Origin of the sequence: Anaerosporobacter faecicola, from assembly GCF_012070565.1 — a bacterium.
Taxonomy (GTDB): domain Bacteria; phylum Bacillota; class Clostridia; order Lachnospirales; family Lachnospiraceae; genus Anaerosporobacter; species Anaerosporobacter faecicola.
Genome location: NZ_JAAQRO010000009.1, coordinates 336,277 through 352,588 on the forward strand (window position 1 = coordinate 336,277; position 16,312 = coordinate 352,588).

Sequence of the window (16,312 nt, forward strand, 5' to 3'; positions counted from 1 at the left end):
CTTTCTTTTTTTCTACATATTACGCTTCATTGTATCATTTGTCAACATTACAATGATAAAATATCTCTTACAAATAAGAAATATTACGTATAATACATTCTATATTTGTAACGTTAATCTTAGAACTCATTCTTTAACGTACGTGAAAATAATCCATTCAATACTTCTTTCGCATTTTTTTCTTTATACAGGATATCATAAACTGCCTTACAGATTGGTAAATCTACACCGTAGTTTTTTCCAAGGTTCAACATTGCTTTTACTGTATAATATCCCTCTGCTAATGCATCAAAAGGCTCATTCTTTATAAATGCTTCGCCAAATTGTCTGTTATGGCTATATTTAGAAAATACCGTCGCTTCATAATCACCAAGGTGACATAACCCGTAAGCAGATAATTCATTACCACCCATCGCTTTGATCAAACGTGCCACTTCTCTAGTTCCACGAGACATCAAAGCACCTTTTAGGGTTGATAAGGCAAGACCATCGAGCATTCCCGCAGCAATACCAATTACATTCTTAGCAGCTGCTCCAATTTCATTCCCGATCAGATCTTGTCCATAATAGAAACGGATTAGTTCACTGGAGAATTCATTTACCAGTAATTCTTTTGTCTTACAATCATTACTATCAATAACCATACAGTTAGGAATACCATGGTAAAACTCTTGCACATGTCCCGGTCCAATCCAAACTGCAACATTATTGGAAAAATCTAAATTATCATTTGCAATCTGTGATAGTCTACGGCCTGTGGAAATTTCAATTCCTTTCATACATAGTACGAGTATTTTGTCCATCAATTCATATTGTTTTAATTCATCCATCAAAGCTTGTAGACCTTGCGAATTAATGGATATAACAATGACTTCCGCTTCTTTTACACAAGAAAGATCGGTAGTAAGTGAAACGGAGTCTGGAATTGCCAACAGATCATTTTTCCGTTCTTTTAAAAAACGTTGCATATGTTTCGAATTATCACGACCATATAAAGTTACTTGATGACCAATACTGTCTAAATACCATGTGATCAATGATCCCCAACGTCCACAACCAATAACCGTTATCTTCATATTCTTACCTGCCTTTTCTATGCAATTAAATCCATTTCTTTTGCTTGAATATATGTGATCAATTCATTGGGATTTACTTCAATCTGACAGCCTCTGACACCTGCGCTAACAGTTATAGTATCATATAGGATAGCTGTTTCATCAATAAATGTAGGATAATGTTTCTTCATACCAATAGGGGAACAACCACCTCGTATATAACCGGTGTGTTTCAACAGATCTTTTACAGGAAGTAAGTCGATCTTCTTCTCTCCTGCTGCCTTCGCTGCTTTTTTCAGATCTAATTCTGTTCCAACAGGGATACAGAATACAGCAACACCATGTTTTTCACCAAATGCAGCAAGTGTTTTGAATACTCGCTCAAAAGGCAGACCAATTTGACTGGCAACATGTTCTCCTGCTAAGTTATTCTCATCTACTTCGTATTCATGAGGAATATAAGCGATCTTTGCCTGTTCCAATAGACGCATTACATTTGTTTTATTCATATGAAAGTCAAGCCTCCTTACAAATTCTCCGACTAGTTCATTGGAATATCTTATAACCCTTGTAATTGCTCATGCAACGGTTTTCGTACTTTCTTTCTTGTTATTTCCACAAGATTTAATGCAGTAATATCAACAACGGTAGTTTTAACAGGATCTGCTTTAAAGGCATTGGTAAGCTCTTTCATTAATAATTCTTGATCATTCTTATCCAATAGATCGATGAAATCAATAATGATAATTCCCGATAAATTCCGTAAACGAATCTGTCGTGCTGCTTCTTTTGCAGCTTCCAGATTGATTTTTAGAAATGTTTCCTGTGCTTTTTTCTTCCCGCTGATTGCTTTACCGGTATTGACATCAATTATATTAAAAGCTTCAGTATGTTGAATAATAAGATATGCTCCTGATTTGAGCCAGACATGTTCTCTAGTAGCTTCTTCAATCCGTTTCTCTACATTATACAATGTATTTAAGGAAATGGTAGGATCATCATATAAGCGCAGTTTTTCCAGATCTTCTTGTTGGTAATGCAGAAGATAATCCTTAATCTGTTCATATAACCAAGCATCGTCTGTAATAATCTCTTCTAAAGCGTTTGCATATCCATCTCGTATATCACAAAGATAATCGGCAGGTGTTTTATAGATGACAGAAAACACACTCCGATGAATCCCTTCGCTAGTAACTTTCTCATATAATTGCACAAGAGAAGCAATCTCTTTTTCAAGAACGATTTGGTCTGCTCCCTTTGCATTGGTGCGGATAATAAAACCATACTTGTCATTTTCATAAGGAGAAAGAATTTCACGTAATCGTCTTTTTTCCTGGTCAGATGTGATTTTTGAGGATACGCCAATCTTAGTCTTACCATGTGTTAACACCACATATTTCCCTGTAAAGTTCAGATGACACGTAGCAACGGGAGCTTTTGTCTTTATATTTTCCTTCTCGATTTGAACTAAGATTTCGTCTCCTATGACTAATTTATCGGTTTTCTTTTCCTTTACATAGATGGGGTGTTTGTTCTCCTCTAATGAATAATAACACATGATACCATCAGCAACCTCAATAAATGCAGCATTGATATTCTTCACAATATTCTTTACCTTGCCAACATAGATATTTCCCAAAAGACTATTCGAATCTTTGGCATCTACACGTAACTGAACATAAGTGTCGTTCTCTAAAAGAGAGGTAATAATCCGATTTTCTTTTGTCGTAATAACCAACTTACTATTCATAACTTCGCCCACCTGAACTTCTTCCTATTGCATATCATTTAGAGGAACAAGATTTCTTGCTTCTTCCGTTCCCTGGTCCGCATAAACTTCCATTCGATGTACCTGATATGCAAATGGATTGTAAATAACATGTTCTGCTTGGCAGAATGCTTCCATCACAAGTTCCGGTTTCAGATTATTCACACTTCCAGTGGCTAATTGCATATAGACAACACAAGGGTTTTCAAAGGTTTCCGCTACACTGTTTGCAATGAAAGAGCCACCTTTCTTCTGAAATTCTTCCGCTTCAAAAGCAGTTATATAGATCAATGGTTTAATATCCACTTCCCGTTCGCTTTTCTTTGATTTCTTTAGAATCGTAATCTGTTCCTTCTGTAAGAACGCCCGAAAATGTTCTGTGAAGTTCGAAATATTCAAGCTTGTCTCCATTTTCTTTCCCTGTTCATCACAAGCTGCTTCAAAGGAATATCCATCTTTTAAGGATACTTTATAATCCGCCCCTGCCACAATGGACATGGAATTCTTACTGGTATCTGGTAATAGCTTGAAATCAACAACTTGGATTTCATCAACCATTGCTTCATTCATCTTCTTGATCATGTCTTCTTCCGAATCGGCCGATAATAACTGCATATCTAAATATTCGCTGTCACTGGTTAGCCCAACTCCAAGTGGTGCTGCAAATGATAATAACATATGTGGACTATATCCTTTGGAATATTCTACATCAATCTGCGCACGGCGAAATGCTTTTTGAAAATAACGCATCACATCAAGGTGACCAATAAATTTTAGGGTTCCTGTCTTTGAAAATTTTACTCTAGCCTTCATTTATTTGTTACCTCCTTCAAAACAAACGCCACCACCGAAGCTTTTCGCTCCACAGCCAGAACAAGCTTGTCTACAGTTTGGTGTTACTTTTTCAGAAATCGCACGTTTGTATTCTCTCTTTAAGAATTCTTTTGTCACACCAACATCAATGAAATCCCATGGAAGGATTTCTTCTAAATCTCGTTCTCTGCTTGTATAGAACAATGGATCGATCTTGTTCTCTTCAAATGCAGTCATCCAAGCATCGTATTTGAAGTATTCCGACCAAGAATCATAGAGACAGCCTGCTTTATATGCATCATAGATCACCTTACCTACACGACGGTCTCCTCGTGCAAGAACGCCCTCTAACATGGTAAGTTCTACTTCATGCCAGTTGTATTTGATGCTCTTATAATTTAATTGTTCCTTCATCTTTCCATGTAAGAAACGTTGTCTTTCTAGGAATTCTTCACTCGTTGCCATGCGAACCCATTGGAATGGAGTAAATGGTTTTGGTACGAAGAAAGAGGTACTAGATACAATGCTTACACGACCATTTCGTTCTTCTTTTGGAATCGTGTAGTATTCTCTTGCAATCTTATCGGATAGAATAGCGATGCCTTCCACATCCTCTAATGTTTCTGTAGGAAGCCCCAACATAAAATAAAGTTTTACACGATTCCAACCACTTAAGAACGCGTCCATAGCACCTTTTAAGATAACTTCTTCGGTTAATCCTTTATTAATAACATCACGTAATCGTTGTGATCCTGCTTCTGGAGCAAATGTTAAGCTGCTCTTCTTCACATCTTGTACCTTGCTCATAACATCTAGTGCAAATGCATCGATACGCAAAGAAGGAAGGGAGATATTCACGCCATTAGAACGGAATTCATCAATTAAGAAATACACAAGTTCCTGTAGTTTGGAATAATCACTGGAGCTTAGGGAACTTAAAGAAATCTCTTCATGTCCTGTTGCTTTTAACATCTCATAGGCACGTTGCTTTAAGAATTCCAAATCTCTTTCACGGATTGGACGGTAGATCATACCTGCCTGACAGAAACGACATCCACGAATACATCCACGTTGGATTTCAAGTACAACACGGTCCTGGGTAACTTTGATATATGGAACCAATGGTTTTTCAGGATAAACGGTTTCACTCAATTCCATCTCAACCTGCTTTTTGATCGTATCAGGAACAGCTTCATCGGTTTTGTGGAAAGAAGCAATGGTACCGTCCTCGTTATAGTCTACCTCGTAGAACATAGGAACATACATCCCTTGAACATTCGCAACTTGACGTAAGAAATCAATTCTTGAACCACCATTCTTTTTGTTTTCCTTGTATAGATCCAAAATTTCATCGTATGCAGTCTCCCCTTCTCCGATATAGAAGAAATCAAAGAAATCCGCAAGTGGTTCTGGGTTATAAGCACATGGTCCTCCACCAATCACAATTGGATCTTCTTCGGTTCGATCTTTTGCATAGAGAGGAATCTGTGATAGTTCCAATATTTGAAGAATGTTTGTATAGCACATTTCATATTGTAATGTGATTCCAAGGAAATCAAATTCCTTAATTGGATCTTGTGACTCCAATGCAAACAATGGAATATTTTTTTCTCGCATGATCTTATCCAGATCAACCCATGGAGAGTACACACGTTCACAATACGTATCTTCTCTTCGATTAAACATATCATAAAGGATCTGTATTCCCAAATGAGACATACCGATTTCATATACATCTGGGAAACACATACAGAAACGGATATCGATATCTTTTATGTCTTTTACAGCCATATTTACTTCATTTCCAATGTATCTTGCTGGTTTTTCAACGGTTAGCAGGATTTCATCAGATAACGCTAATTTTCTCATCTATCTTGTATCTCCAATCTATTATTTACACTAGGATAGTAAACTTCTCTCCAATCCTGTCGCTTCGTGATGCAATGGCACAATTTTTAGCGCCATAGACCCACGCTAAAGAGTATAACACACTTCCTTTATTCAAGTCCATGAAAAACGTTAACAATTTTTTCATCTTGAATTCCTTCAAACAATTCTTGCGCCTGTTCATATAATTGGTTACTTTGTACCGTCTGTAGAATCGTTTCACTTTGAAATGATTCATAACCGATCTGGAACTGGTCGATCACAACAATAAATAAAAATACAACCGAGACGCAGATGGTTCGAATTAATAAGAATTTAATAGCCATACGCTTTCGGTCAGTCTCTTGTAGGATTGTTGTTTCTCCAACTTTCCCTTTTCCTACATTCCCAGTGGAACGACTCTTTTTTTGTACCGTTCCTTTTTTGCAGAGACCTTGGCTAAATCGACCATTTCCATTGGGACGTAGATTCCCCTCGCAACTCTCTCGAGCCATTCGAATCAATTCTTGACGATTAACGGTATACGTTGCATCTTTTTCCATATTCATTCATCCTTTCCATTCAATATCTTATCATTCCTAAATTATAGAGTTAAGGGTTCACCCATAGTACTTAAGCTTTGCTTATTACTAAACTTTGCATATAAAAACCGTATCTACTCGATTAAAAACAACTGATGCAAAATTGTGGTAATATTAGTATATCCTAATATATGCCCCGTTCACCTTAGATAATCCCACTTTCTTATAGAGTAATCGTAGTTGTCCTTTTTTGATTCTCCCCCGATTCTTCTTGTTCCAGATTTACAATTCTACATTCGTCATACAAGACTTCCATTATAGGAAATGTCTTGAATATGGAAACGGTTTGTGTTACGATAATAGGTATGATTATATTACCTTAAGGAGGAACAAAGATGTCTACAAACGTATATGATATTTTGCTCGAAAGAGGTTTTATTGAGCAAACTACTCATGAGCAAGAAATCAGAGAATTGTTAGGTAAGGAGAAAGTTACCTTTTATATAGGATTTGATGCTACTGCTGATAGTTTAACTGCTGGTCATTTCTTAACAGTTATGGCTATGATGCATATGCAACGTGCAGGTCACAGACCAATTGCTTTACTTGGTGGCGGAACAACCATGATCGGCGATCCAACTGGTAAATCAGATATGCGTACCATCATGACAAAAGAAACCATTCAACACAATGCAGATTGTTTCCACAAACAATTGTCACGTTTTATCGACTTTGATAATGACAATGCAATCATCGCAAACAATGCAGATTGGTTATTGGATCTAAACTATGTTGAATTCTTACGTGAGATTGGTGTTCATTTCTCTGTTAATAAGATGTTATCTGCCGAATGTTACAAACAACGTATGGAAAAAGGTCTTACTTTCTTTGAATTTAACTATATGTTAATGCAATCTTATGACTTCTTAAAATTAAACCAGTTATATGGTTGTACCTTAGAACTTGGTGGTAATGACCAATGGTCTAACATCTTAGGTGGTGTTAATTTAATTCGCTGCAAAGAAGGAAAACCAGCATACGGCTTAACATTTAAATTATTAACAACAAGTGAAGGCGTTAAGATGGGTAAAACCATGAAAGGTGCTGTTTGGCTAGATCCTGCGAAAACTTCTCCTTATGAATTCTATCAATACTGGAGAAACATTGAAGATGTTAAAGTTGAAGAATGTCTTGGTCTTCTTACGTTCCTTCCTATGGATGAAGTTCGTCGTCTTGGTGCACTTGAAGGTTCTGAAATCAACCATGCGAAGGAAGTTCTTGCTTATGAAATTACAAAGATCGTTCATGGTGAAGAAGAAGCTACAAAAGCCAGAGAAGCTGCTCGTGCCTTATTCGGTGGCAATATGAAAACAGAGGACATGCCTACTACAACATATTCTGCTGCTCAGTTTAACGAAGGTATCGATTTAATCACCTTAATGGTAGACGCAAAACTTGCTGTTTCCCGTTCAGATGCAAGAAGAAATATTACACAAGGTGGTGTTTCTGTAAATGAAGTGAAAGTTACAGAATTTGACCGCAAATTTACTCCAGATGACTTTAATGCAGATGGTGCATTATTGATTAAAAAAGGTAAAAAAGTTTATCATTTATTTAAGATTGCTGAATAAGTAAAATAATTAATGATTATAGGAGGCTTATGCAAAAGCAAAGAGATACGAACGTATAAAACGATTTTTGCATAAGCCTTTGTTATCGAAAAAGGAGGTTTCCACATATGCCATGGTGTCCAAAATGTAAATTAGAGTATCGTGAAGGTATCGAAGTATGTGCTGACTGCGGCTCCAAACTTGTTGATGATGCACAAGCGGAATCAGTTACACAAGATCAAGCAGAAGTTGTTCGCCTTGATACAGAAAAACATGCACAGAAGTTAATTGATTTCTTAAAATATTCAAACATTTCATATGCAGAATATCGTTATGATGAAGTTGACCAAGCCTGGCCTGTTTTTGTAACCAAAGAAGATCTTAAAGAAGCTAAGAAACTATTTCAAGCTTTCTATATCGCTGAAACAGAAAATGACACTGCAAAGGTTACAGATGATACAACTGATTCTGAATCAGATGAATTTGATTATTCAGATGAAGACGAACGAGATCCTTCTATGGATTCCGATTGCTCACACGAACAAAACACAGCAAGCAAAAAAACATCTTCAGCGGTGTATGTAAAAAAAGCAGAACAATTTAAAGACTTGCAATCAACTGCATATATCTTCTTCGGTGTAGGAATTGCAGGTTTCGTATTTTTACTATTGAATATCCTTGATGTATTTCACATTTATCAAGGTACGTTCGCTGTCACTATAATGGCTGCTGTGTTCCTTATCTTTATTGTAATTGGATTCAGTACTTTAAAACGTTCCAAACAAGTCAAAGGACAAATAGCTGAAGAAGATGAATTAACAGATGCAATCAATTCCTGGTTGGATCAAACCATTACAGAAGAGGTTCTCACTACTTTGAATAATCCTTCAGACCCAGCAGAAATCAATTATTTCAAACAAACAGAATATGTAAAAAATGCAATCTTGAATGAATTTAGTAAAGATTTGAATGATGCATATGTTGATCTTTTAGTTGAAGAATTCTTTAACTCACATTTTACAGAGTAATTGGGTATCCACTTTACTAAGGTCATATTTATACTTACATGATAAACAAAAGCTCTTTATTCATAAAAGAGGATTCTCTCTCCTCTCTCCTATGAATAAAGAGCTTTTCTTATAATTCTAACCAATCATTGTACGAATCTTATCCATTAACATAGATAACGCGATTTCATTCTGTCCTCCATATGGAATGATGAGATCCGCATGACGTTTTGATGGTTCCACAAACTGCTCATGCATTGGCTTAACAGTTGTGGTATATTGATTGATAACAGATTCTAAACTTCTGCCACGTTCCTTAACATCACGAAGGATGCGACGGATCAATCTCTCGTCTGCATCGGTATCTACAAAAATCTTAATATCCATAAGATTTAATAATTCCGGATTTTCAAATATTAAAAAGCCTTCTATGATGATTACTTTTTTAGGTTCTACGCGAACGGTATCCGATAGTCTTGTATGTTCTGTATAGGAATAAACAGGACGTTCGATGGCTATTCCTTGTTTGAGTTGTTTAATATCACTAATCAATCGTTCTGTATCAAATGCATTCGGATGATCGTAATTTAATTTGACTCTTTCTTCAAAAGGAATATCGTTGTGTGCCAGATAGTAAAAATCATGGCAAATTAGTTCCACATCATCATTGAACTCTTCTTTTATTTTACTTGCTACTGTTGTTTTTCCAGATGCAGATCCTCCTGCAATACCAATAATCGTAATGTCACTCATTCTTATTCTCCTAAAACGTAATTTACTAATCTACTACTCTCATATTTGCATAGATTCTTTTCAACACATCATCTGGATATTTCCGATCAAGATATCGTTCATATGCATTCGAAGGCTCGATTCCGTTCCGTCGATCTGTTTGTCGCTTAACTGCTGTTGCAGAAACGAACATATTACAAAGCATGAATGCTAGCAAAATACAAGTCAACAGATAGCCTCTATGATTTTGTACTTGTACAAAAATCTGGTTAAATAGAGGTAGAATTTTTCGGAAAAATAGAATTGCAAGAAGACCCCAACCGCATGCAAATAACAAATTGCAACGACCACCAATGGTAAATGGTTGCTTTCCATAATCCCAAGACACCGTCCCAAAAACCAGTTCTTGTAAATACGAACAAAGATATTCAAATATAGCTCCAGATATGGTTGTGACTACGAATATTGTACCAGTATTTTTGCTTTTTATCAAATGGATTATTAAAGTAATTATCACAGCTCCAAATCCATATACAACACTGAATGGTCCAAAGACTAAACTCTGTCTGCTATAGAAACGTCCATGATACATTAAACACCATGCTAACTCTAGATAATATCCTAATACACTTGATAATAGAAAAATCCAAAATAGTCGAAAAAAATGTATTCCCTCTAGTAAATTAAAATGCTCCGCACGTTGATTCAGTTTTTCTCTAATCTCCTCTTTCAGAGAATCCTGCACCTGCTTCGTTTGTTCCATGTTATATCCCCCTGTTCCTATCCTCACATAATACTCATGATTTTATAAACAAGAAAATTATAACAGATGTTATTAAAGACTTCCTTTAGATATTATTAAAAATGTATTAAAAAAGTGATAATTTCGACGTTATACATAATATTATCTCAATAAAATACTACAGAAAACAACTATTTCTCCTATAAAAGACCATTTTTATACTCTCTACTAATATATACTTAATTCATAAAAGAAAAATACATTGGGATATACAATATTCGATTTCAATACTATTTTAAATGAATCGCACCCTACAGATTGAAGATGTCTTCCAATTCTTCTCTTGACAAATGATTGATAAAGATCTCCTTAGACTGGATAACCGAATCAGACAGATTCTTTTTCTTCTTCTGTAATCGATAGATCTTCTCTTCAATGGTATCTTGTGTGATTAATTTGATAACTTGTACCGAATTCGTTTGACCAATTCGGTACACACGATCGGTAGCTTGTTCTTCAACTGCTGGATTCCACCAAGGATCAAAATGTATGACGGTATCCGCTCCAACAAGATTTAGTCCTGTTCCACCTGCTTTCAAAGATATTAAGAATATATCTCTCTCACCCTGGTTAAAGCGATTCACATAATCTTTTCTTGTTTCTATATTCGTAGAACCTTCAAGTGAGAAATACGTAAAGTCAGACTTTCTTAATTCCTCTTCGATCAAGTGCAACATCGTAGTAAACTGAGAAAAGATTAAAACTCGATGTCCAGCACCAATGATATCCGGCAGAAGCTCCATTAATAAATCCAGTTTACCACTACCCCCTTTATAATTTTCAATAAAGGTAGATGGATGGCAACAGATCTGGCGTAATCGTGTTAATGCAGCCAAAATTTCAATTTTCTTTTCAAGTCCTTGTGTTCCATCTTTGAACAGATCATTTCGTATATTCGCAAGATACGCCGCATATACTTTTCTTTGGCTTTCCGTCATTTCTGTCATATATTTTGTTTCCACTTTATCTGGTAATTCCGATAATACTTCTTTTTTCATTCTTCGCAGAATAAATGGTTGTATATGACGATTCAGATCTGCCAGTGCCTCTTCATTGCCATCTTTTATGATTGGCTTTTCGTAAATACTTTGAAATTTTGAACTGGTAAACAAATAAAATGGCATGATAAAATCAAAGATGGACCATAGTTCTGATAAACTATTTTCAATCGGTGTACCTGTTAATGCAAATTTGTGTTTTGCCCGAATCGCTTTTACAGACTTTGCATTTCTTGAATTTGCATTCTTAATAAACTGTGCTTCATCAATGAACATCGTGTGAAACTGTATATCCGCATAGGCATCAATATCACGACGAATCAACGGATACGAAGTGATGACTACATCAATTGCATTTTGGGGTTTTTTCGCCTCCTCAATTGAGGCTAGACGTTCTTCTGGTGCACCCACTACGATGATTGTATTCAAAAATGGTGCGAACTTCTCAATTTCTTCCTGCCAGTTATATACTAAGGAGGCTGGACATACAATCAGATATGGACGTTCTTTATTCGCAGCCATATAGACAATGGACTGTAGGGTTTTACCAAGTCCCATATCGTCTGCTAATATACCTCCCAGATTATTATCCGCCAAAGTACACAACCACTTATATCCCGTTATCTGATAACTACGTAAAGTTGCGTTAATATTCTCTGGGATATTATAATGATTTTCTTTCGGATTCATAATCTGATCTACTAATTGATGAAATTCCTCATTCATTTCTGCATGGATGTCATCATTCTTCTCCATCACCTGATTGATATAAAGTGCTGTATTCTTTGGGAGCATAATCGAATTGGTATCCTTCAGATCCTTATATGATACATTAATATGCTCTAATAGATCGGCAGCTTTTTCCATATTCAGCGTTTGCAGATTGATAAAATCTCCATTCTTTAACCGATAGTATTTCTTCTTCAACCGATAGGAATGAAACAGGTCCTTTAATTCATTCGGTGGGATATCATCAAATCCCAATTCCATCTCCAATAAATCGGAGTCAGATTTTACTTTAATGTTCGTATTCAGATTTCCGATATTCCGTATATTAATTGTCCGAAAGGCTTCGCTATAGAATACATCATAACGTTCAATTAGGTCATTCATCTTGTTCACTAAGAAGTCATAGGCTTCGGCTTCTTGCTTAATTACAAAATAATCCCTGTTTGCTTCAAATCCAATGCTTGATAGATAATCGATTACCAGATCTTCATCACCTGGCTTACGAACAATGATTGCTTCTGGATGGGAAGCTTCGTGTAATGGATTAATCTTATAAGCTCCATACATAAATTTCACATCTGCCCGTATATTGGATTTATACTTATCCAAATAAATCTCCGTACGCAATGGTTCATCAACATAACGATTTTTGATTTCTTCTGGCACCTGAATCTCCATTGTTTCATGAATCTGTGGTAACACGTATTCTAAGAATTTGATTTTGTTTAATCCATTAAACTCCAATGGTCCTTTTTCTTTACTGATACTACTAAAGAAAGGGACAAAATTCTTTATGAATTTATGATTTGGTTGATACATAGCGTGCTTATAAAACAGCAATTCTCCACTTTGGGTTACCGGAATAATTCCATCATCAGATAGTTGATTCATAATCAAGGTATCTTCGGATAGATCAATCTGATATTCAATCTTTGGATTGTGGTTATAGAAACGAACGTCGCGGTATTCATTGCCATATAGATTTAGGTGAAATGTATCTTTTCCAAGAAGAGAGAATAGTTTAATCAAGAGATTCTTAGTCAACACCAACTGTGCTTTTGAAAAAACATTTGCATTATTTGCTCTTCCTAACAACTCTTGTATCTCATAGATTTCTACTAGAAAATCCATAATCTTCTGTGATGTTTCATGAAACTTGCTTTCCCCATGTATATAGCGGAATTCTTTTCCTAGAATCATATCCTCTTTGTTATAGTAATCCATGATAAATTTCTTCAAACTTTGTACTTTATAGAAACGATTGTTTCCTACTTGTATGGAAAGATATGCTTTTCCTGTATCTGCTTTCATAATTCCTGGTACATAGATACATACCTTAATATGAAAGGTTTCTCCTGGTAGATTGATCTCATCCTGACGGCTGAAATAATCGATAATATTATAAGTTTTCTTTTCATCTGGCGGAATATCTTCTTTGGCTTTTGCACGATTTTCATAGTCCGCAATGAAAAGTAACGTTGCAATGACATGTTTACAAGGTCCATCGTATTTGAAACTTGCTGGACAATTACAGGAATAGGTAAATGAATCCTCTTTATCTTGGGTTACTGTAACGATATAGTCGGACTGCCCTTTCACAAACGCCCGATATTGCTTATTGGCTTGTGACCACGTGATATTCTTAACCGCATTATTCTGATAATAACGAATACCTCTGGCATATGTCTGTTCGTCAGCTGCAATGTTTCGAATTGCTGCTTTCGTAATATTTAGCATACCGTTACTCCTTTCTTAAAAATTACATGCTAAAGATGCGCATGCTTATCCATACGCTATCCTACTATTATACCACATTTTTAAATCTTCTGTTCGCAAGAACCACATTTTTCTCAAAAAAATTTCTACAAATTATTTTATTTCTTTCTGTTTATTCTGTAAATATGATACAAGAATCCGTAGATCCATCATGTCCATCTATGCATTTGTCCGCAAAGAATTACATAAAATATAAGGCTTAAAAAGATAAAATCTTTTATAAGCCTTATATCCTCGTATCCAATCGTAATCAAATACTTACTAATGTATACATTTTCACTATATAACCTATCCAACTTGGTATATTTTCATTCTAAAACATCATTCTATATTAATAGTCATATATTGGAATATCCTTATATATGAACAATGCTATTAAGTTCGTTCAAATCACGGATCTCATAATCTGGTATAAGATTTGTTGTATTTGTCGATGCATTCAAATTAACAAAGCAAGTTGATAATGCTGCATTCTTTCCCCCTTGAATATCTGAGGTCAAACTGTCGCCAATTACTAATACCTCTTCTTTTGCCGTTGATGGGATATGCGATAATACATAGGAAAAGAACTCTACTCTTGGCTTGCTATATCCAACTTCTTCTGATATGAATAAATCCTTAAAAAACGGTAGCAAACCAGAACGATTCAATCGGGAACGCTGGGTTTTTGCAACACCATTGGTAATGATATATAGATTACAAGACTTTGCTAATTCTTTGCAAATATCATATGCACCTGGAATAAGATCTGCATATTGTCCTAGCTCTTCCTGATATTGTAGTTCGAACTCTTCCGGATTCCTGTCAATCGCTTCTTTATCAAAAAGTGTCTGAAATCGTTTCGTAAGAAGAACTTCTTTTGTGATTTCTCCTCGTTCTAGTTGTTGCCATAATGCAAGTTCAATCATCGAAAAGGTATCTAATATTTCCTGTTGGAATGGCAAGGAATTACTAATCCAAGTTTGTCGAAATGCTCGTTCTTTTGTTTTTTCAAAATCCAATAACGTTCCATCTACATCAAATAAAAGAGTACGATAGATTTGCATTATACCATTTCTCCAATATAGTAGAAACCTTTACATTCATTCAGACGAACATCTACAATCTTACCAATTAGATCTTCACAACCTTTAAAATGTACCAAAAGGTTGTTGCTTAATCGTCCCGTTACAAGACTTGCATCCTGCTCATTAATCTGTTCTACCAATGCCTTTTGCACGGTGTTTTCATGTTTTTTTGTTAATTCTGCGGAAATTGTTTGCACTTCCTTTAACAATCGATTAAATCGTTCTTTTACCACTGCATCATCCACTTGTTCTTCCATTGATGCGGCTGGTGTACCTGTACGTTTTGAATAGATAAAGGTATATGCACTATCATATTTTACTTTACGGATTACATCCAATGTTTCTTCAAAGTCTTCTTCAGTTTCCCCTGGAAAACCTACGATAATATCTGTAGTCAATGAGATTTCTGGCATCGCCGTTTTAATCCGATCAACAAGATCTAGATACTGTTCCTTTGTATATTTACGATTCATGATCTTTAAGATTCTAGAACTTCCTGATTGTACTGGCAGATGTAAATGTGTACAAATCTTTTTGGAATGCTTCATTACTTCAATCAGTGAATCAGAAAGATCTTTTGGATGGGAAGTCATAAATCGAATTCTTTCTAACCCTTCGATTTTCTCGATCTCTTGTAACAATTCGGCAAATGTCATTGGATTTTCAAGATTTTTACCGTAAGAATTAACATTCTGTCCTAGTAACATAATCTCCACTACACCATCTGCAACTAATTGTTTGATTTCCTTCACGATATCTTCTGGATTACGGCTTCTTTCACGTCCACGTACATATGGTACAATACAATAACTACAGAAATTATTGCAACCGAACATAATATTTACCCCTGCTTTAAAGCGGTATTTTCGTTCACTTGGTAGATCTTCAACAATTTCCGTTGTATCTTTCCAGATATCAATAATCATTCCTTTTGAATCTAATCTTGCTTGCATTAATTCTGCAAGTTTGAAGATATTATGTGTACCAAAGATAATATCCACATAGCGATAGCTCTTCTTGATTTTATCTACAACAGTCTGTTCCTGCATCATACAACCACAAAGGGCAATCATCATATGAGGATTTTTCTTTTTTAATTTATTCAGATAGCCTAATCGGCCATATACTTTCAAATTTGCATTTTCACGTACGGTACAAGTATTATAGATAACAAAATCCGCTTCTTCTGTTTCAACCATCTGATACCCGATCTGTTCTAAGATACCTGTAATCTTTTCTGCATCACGTGCATTCATTTGGCATCCAAAACATTGTACACAAGCGGTTAATGTTCTTCCAATCTCTTGTGTTTTCTTATTGTACCATATTTTTAAATTTTCGATAAATTGATATTGACGTTGCGTCTCATCAGAAAACTCTTTGGTAATCTGACTCATTGTATTTTCCAAATTCATATTGTTCTCTCTTTCTATCTTACTTACTCAAACTTCTCACCTCAAAAACTTTATCTAGAGTATGTGGTTGTTATATTCACGAGGAAAACTGTCGGAGCACGTCGGCACTTAGTTTGCGTACTATGCAAACTT

General features: G+C 35.5%; 13 protein-coding genes. 2 read left to right on the forward strand and 11 right to left on the reverse strand.

What is annotated here, in order from left to right; translation table 11 throughout:
- Nucleotides 1–119: 119 nt before the first annotated feature.
- The 6 genes from HBB17_RS06200 to HBB17_RS06225 all read right to left on the reverse strand — a co-directional run bounded on the left by HBB17_RS06200 (nucleotide 120) and on the right by HBB17_RS06225 (nucleotide 6,065).
- Nucleotides 120–1,076 carry an NAD(P)H-dependent glycerol-3-phosphate dehydrogenase gene (locus HBB17_RS06200; protein ID WP_167956595.1) on the reverse strand — a complete coding sequence of 319 codons (957 nt, stop codon included), beginning with the start codon at nucleotides 1,074–1,076 and terminating at the stop codon, nucleotides 120–122.
- A 17-nt stretch (nucleotides 1,077–1,093) separates the two neighbouring features.
- Nucleotides 1,094–1,564, reverse strand: coding sequence for a Cys-tRNA(Pro) deacylase (gene ybaK, locus HBB17_RS06205; RefSeq protein ID WP_167956596.1), 471 nt, complete (start codon nucleotides 1,562–1,564; stop codon nucleotides 1,094–1,096).
- Between the two features lie 50 nt (nucleotides 1,565–1,614).
- A complete protein-coding gene (locus HBB17_RS06210; RefSeq protein ID WP_167956597.1) occupies nucleotides 1,615–2,805 on the reverse strand; it encodes a ribonuclease E/G in 1,191 nt (396 codons plus the stop codon).
- A gap of 24 nt (nucleotides 2,806–2,829) precedes the next feature.
- Nucleotides 2,830–3,636, reverse strand: coding sequence for a TIGR03936 family radical SAM-associated protein (locus HBB17_RS06215; RefSeq protein ID WP_167956598.1), 807 nt, complete (start codon nucleotides 3,634–3,636; stop codon nucleotides 2,830–2,832).
- Nucleotides 3,637–5,505: a TIGR03960 family B12-binding radical SAM protein gene (locus HBB17_RS06220; protein ID WP_167956599.1), complete on the reverse strand. Its 1,869-nt coding sequence runs from the start codon at nucleotides 5,503–5,505 to the stop codon at nucleotides 3,637–3,639.
- 128 nt (nucleotides 5,506–5,633) lie between these two features.
- Nucleotides 5,634–6,065, reverse strand: a complete 432-nt coding sequence (locus HBB17_RS06225) for a hypothetical protein (protein WP_167956600.1) — start codon at nucleotides 6,063–6,065, stop codon at nucleotides 5,634–5,636.
- Between the two features lie 374 nt (nucleotides 6,066–6,439).
- Between HBB17_RS06225 and tyrS the strand changes: the two genes are divergently transcribed.
- Both tyrS and HBB17_RS06235 read left to right on the forward strand, forming a co-directional pair.
- Nucleotides 6,440–7,675 carry a tyrosine--tRNA ligase gene (gene tyrS / locus HBB17_RS06230; RefSeq protein WP_167956601.1) on the forward strand — a complete coding sequence of 412 codons (1,236 nt, stop codon included), beginning with the start codon at nucleotides 6,440–6,442 and terminating at the stop codon, nucleotides 7,673–7,675.
- A gap of 107 nt (nucleotides 7,676–7,782) precedes the next feature.
- Entirely contained in the window at nucleotides 7,783–8,682 is a 900-nt protein-coding gene (locus tag HBB17_RS06235) for a hypothetical protein (RefSeq protein ID WP_167956602.1), read from the forward strand.
- Nucleotides 8,683–8,799: 117 nt separating this feature from the next.
- Here the strand turns inward: HBB17_RS06235 and udk are convergent, their stop codons facing one another.
- From udk to miaB, 5 genes are all read right to left on the reverse strand, one after another.
- Entirely contained in the window at nucleotides 8,800–9,414 is a 615-nt protein-coding gene (gene udk, locus HBB17_RS06240; protein WP_167956603.1) for a uridine kinase, read from the reverse strand.
- A gap of 25 nt (nucleotides 9,415–9,439) precedes the next feature.
- Nucleotides 9,440–10,156, reverse strand: coding sequence for a putative ABC transporter permease (locus HBB17_RS06245; RefSeq protein WP_167956604.1), 717 nt, complete (start codon nucleotides 10,154–10,156; stop codon nucleotides 9,440–9,442).
- Between the two features lie 290 nt (nucleotides 10,157–10,446).
- Nucleotides 10,447–13,659, reverse strand: a complete 3,213-nt coding sequence (locus HBB17_RS06250; RefSeq protein WP_167956605.1) for a DEAD/DEAH box helicase — start codon at nucleotides 13,657–13,659, stop codon at nucleotides 10,447–10,449.
- Between the two features lie 395 nt (nucleotides 13,660–14,054).
- On the reverse strand, nucleotides 14,055–14,744 hold the full coding sequence (locus tag HBB17_RS06255; RefSeq protein ID WP_167956606.1) for a YjjG family noncanonical pyrimidine nucleotidase: 690 nt from the start codon (nucleotides 14,742–14,744) through the stop codon (nucleotides 14,055–14,057).
- Nucleotides 14,744–16,180, reverse strand: a complete 1,437-nt coding sequence (gene miaB / locus HBB17_RS06260) for a tRNA (N6-isopentenyl adenosine(37)-C2)-methylthiotransferase MiaB (protein WP_167956607.1) — start codon at nucleotides 16,178–16,180, stop codon at nucleotides 14,744–14,746. The genes HBB17_RS06255 and miaB overlap by 1 nt, the downstream gene beginning before the upstream one ends.
- Between the last annotated feature and the right edge of the window lie 132 nt (nucleotides 16,181–16,312).

Bases quoted from the DNA above. Each gene is read 5' to 3' on its own strand.
- HBB17_RS06200 (WP_167956595.1), bottom strand. From the start codon at position 1,076: ATGAAGATAACGGTTATTGGTTGTGGACGTTGGGGATCATTGATCACA.
- ybaK (WP_167956596.1), bottom strand. From the start codon at position 1,564: ATGAATAAAACAAATGTAATGCGTCTATTGGAACAGGCAAAGATCGCT.
- HBB17_RS06210 (WP_167956597.1), bottom strand. From the start codon at position 2,805: ATGAATAGTAAGTTGGTTATTACGACAAAAGAAAATCGGATTATTACC.
- HBB17_RS06215 (WP_167956598.1), bottom strand. From the start codon at position 3,636: ATGAAGGCTAGAGTAAAATTTTCAAAGACAGGAACCCTAAAATTTATT.
- HBB17_RS06220 (WP_167956599.1), bottom strand. From the start codon at position 5,505: ATGAGAAAATTAGCGTTATCTGATGAAATCCTGCTAACCGTTGAAAAA.
- HBB17_RS06225 (WP_167956600.1), bottom strand. From the start codon at position 6,065: ATGGAAAAAGATGCAACGTATACCGTTAATCGTCAAGAATTGATTCGA.
- tyrS (WP_167956601.1), top strand. From the start codon at position 6,440: ATGTCTACAAACGTATATGATATTTTGCTCGAAAGAGGTTTTATTGAG.
- HBB17_RS06235 (WP_167956602.1), top strand. From the start codon at position 7,783: ATGCCATGGTGTCCAAAATGTAAATTAGAGTATCGTGAAGGTATCGAA.
- udk (WP_167956603.1), bottom strand. From the start codon at position 9,414: ATGAGTGACATTACGATTATTGGTATTGCAGGAGGATCTGCATCTGGA.
- HBB17_RS06245 (WP_167956604.1), bottom strand. From the start codon at position 10,156: ATGGAACAAACGAAGCAGGTGCAGGATTCTCTGAAAGAGGAGATTAGA.
- HBB17_RS06250 (WP_167956605.1), bottom strand. From the start codon at position 13,659: ATGCTAAATATTACGAAAGCAGCAATTCGAAACATTGCAGCTGACGAA.
- HBB17_RS06255 (WP_167956606.1), bottom strand. From the start codon at position 14,744: ATGCAAATCTATCGTACTCTTTTATTTGATGTAGATGGAACGTTATTG.
- miaB (WP_167956607.1), bottom strand. From the start codon at position 16,180: ATGAATTTGGAAAATACAATGAGTCAGATTACCAAAGAGTTTTCTGAT.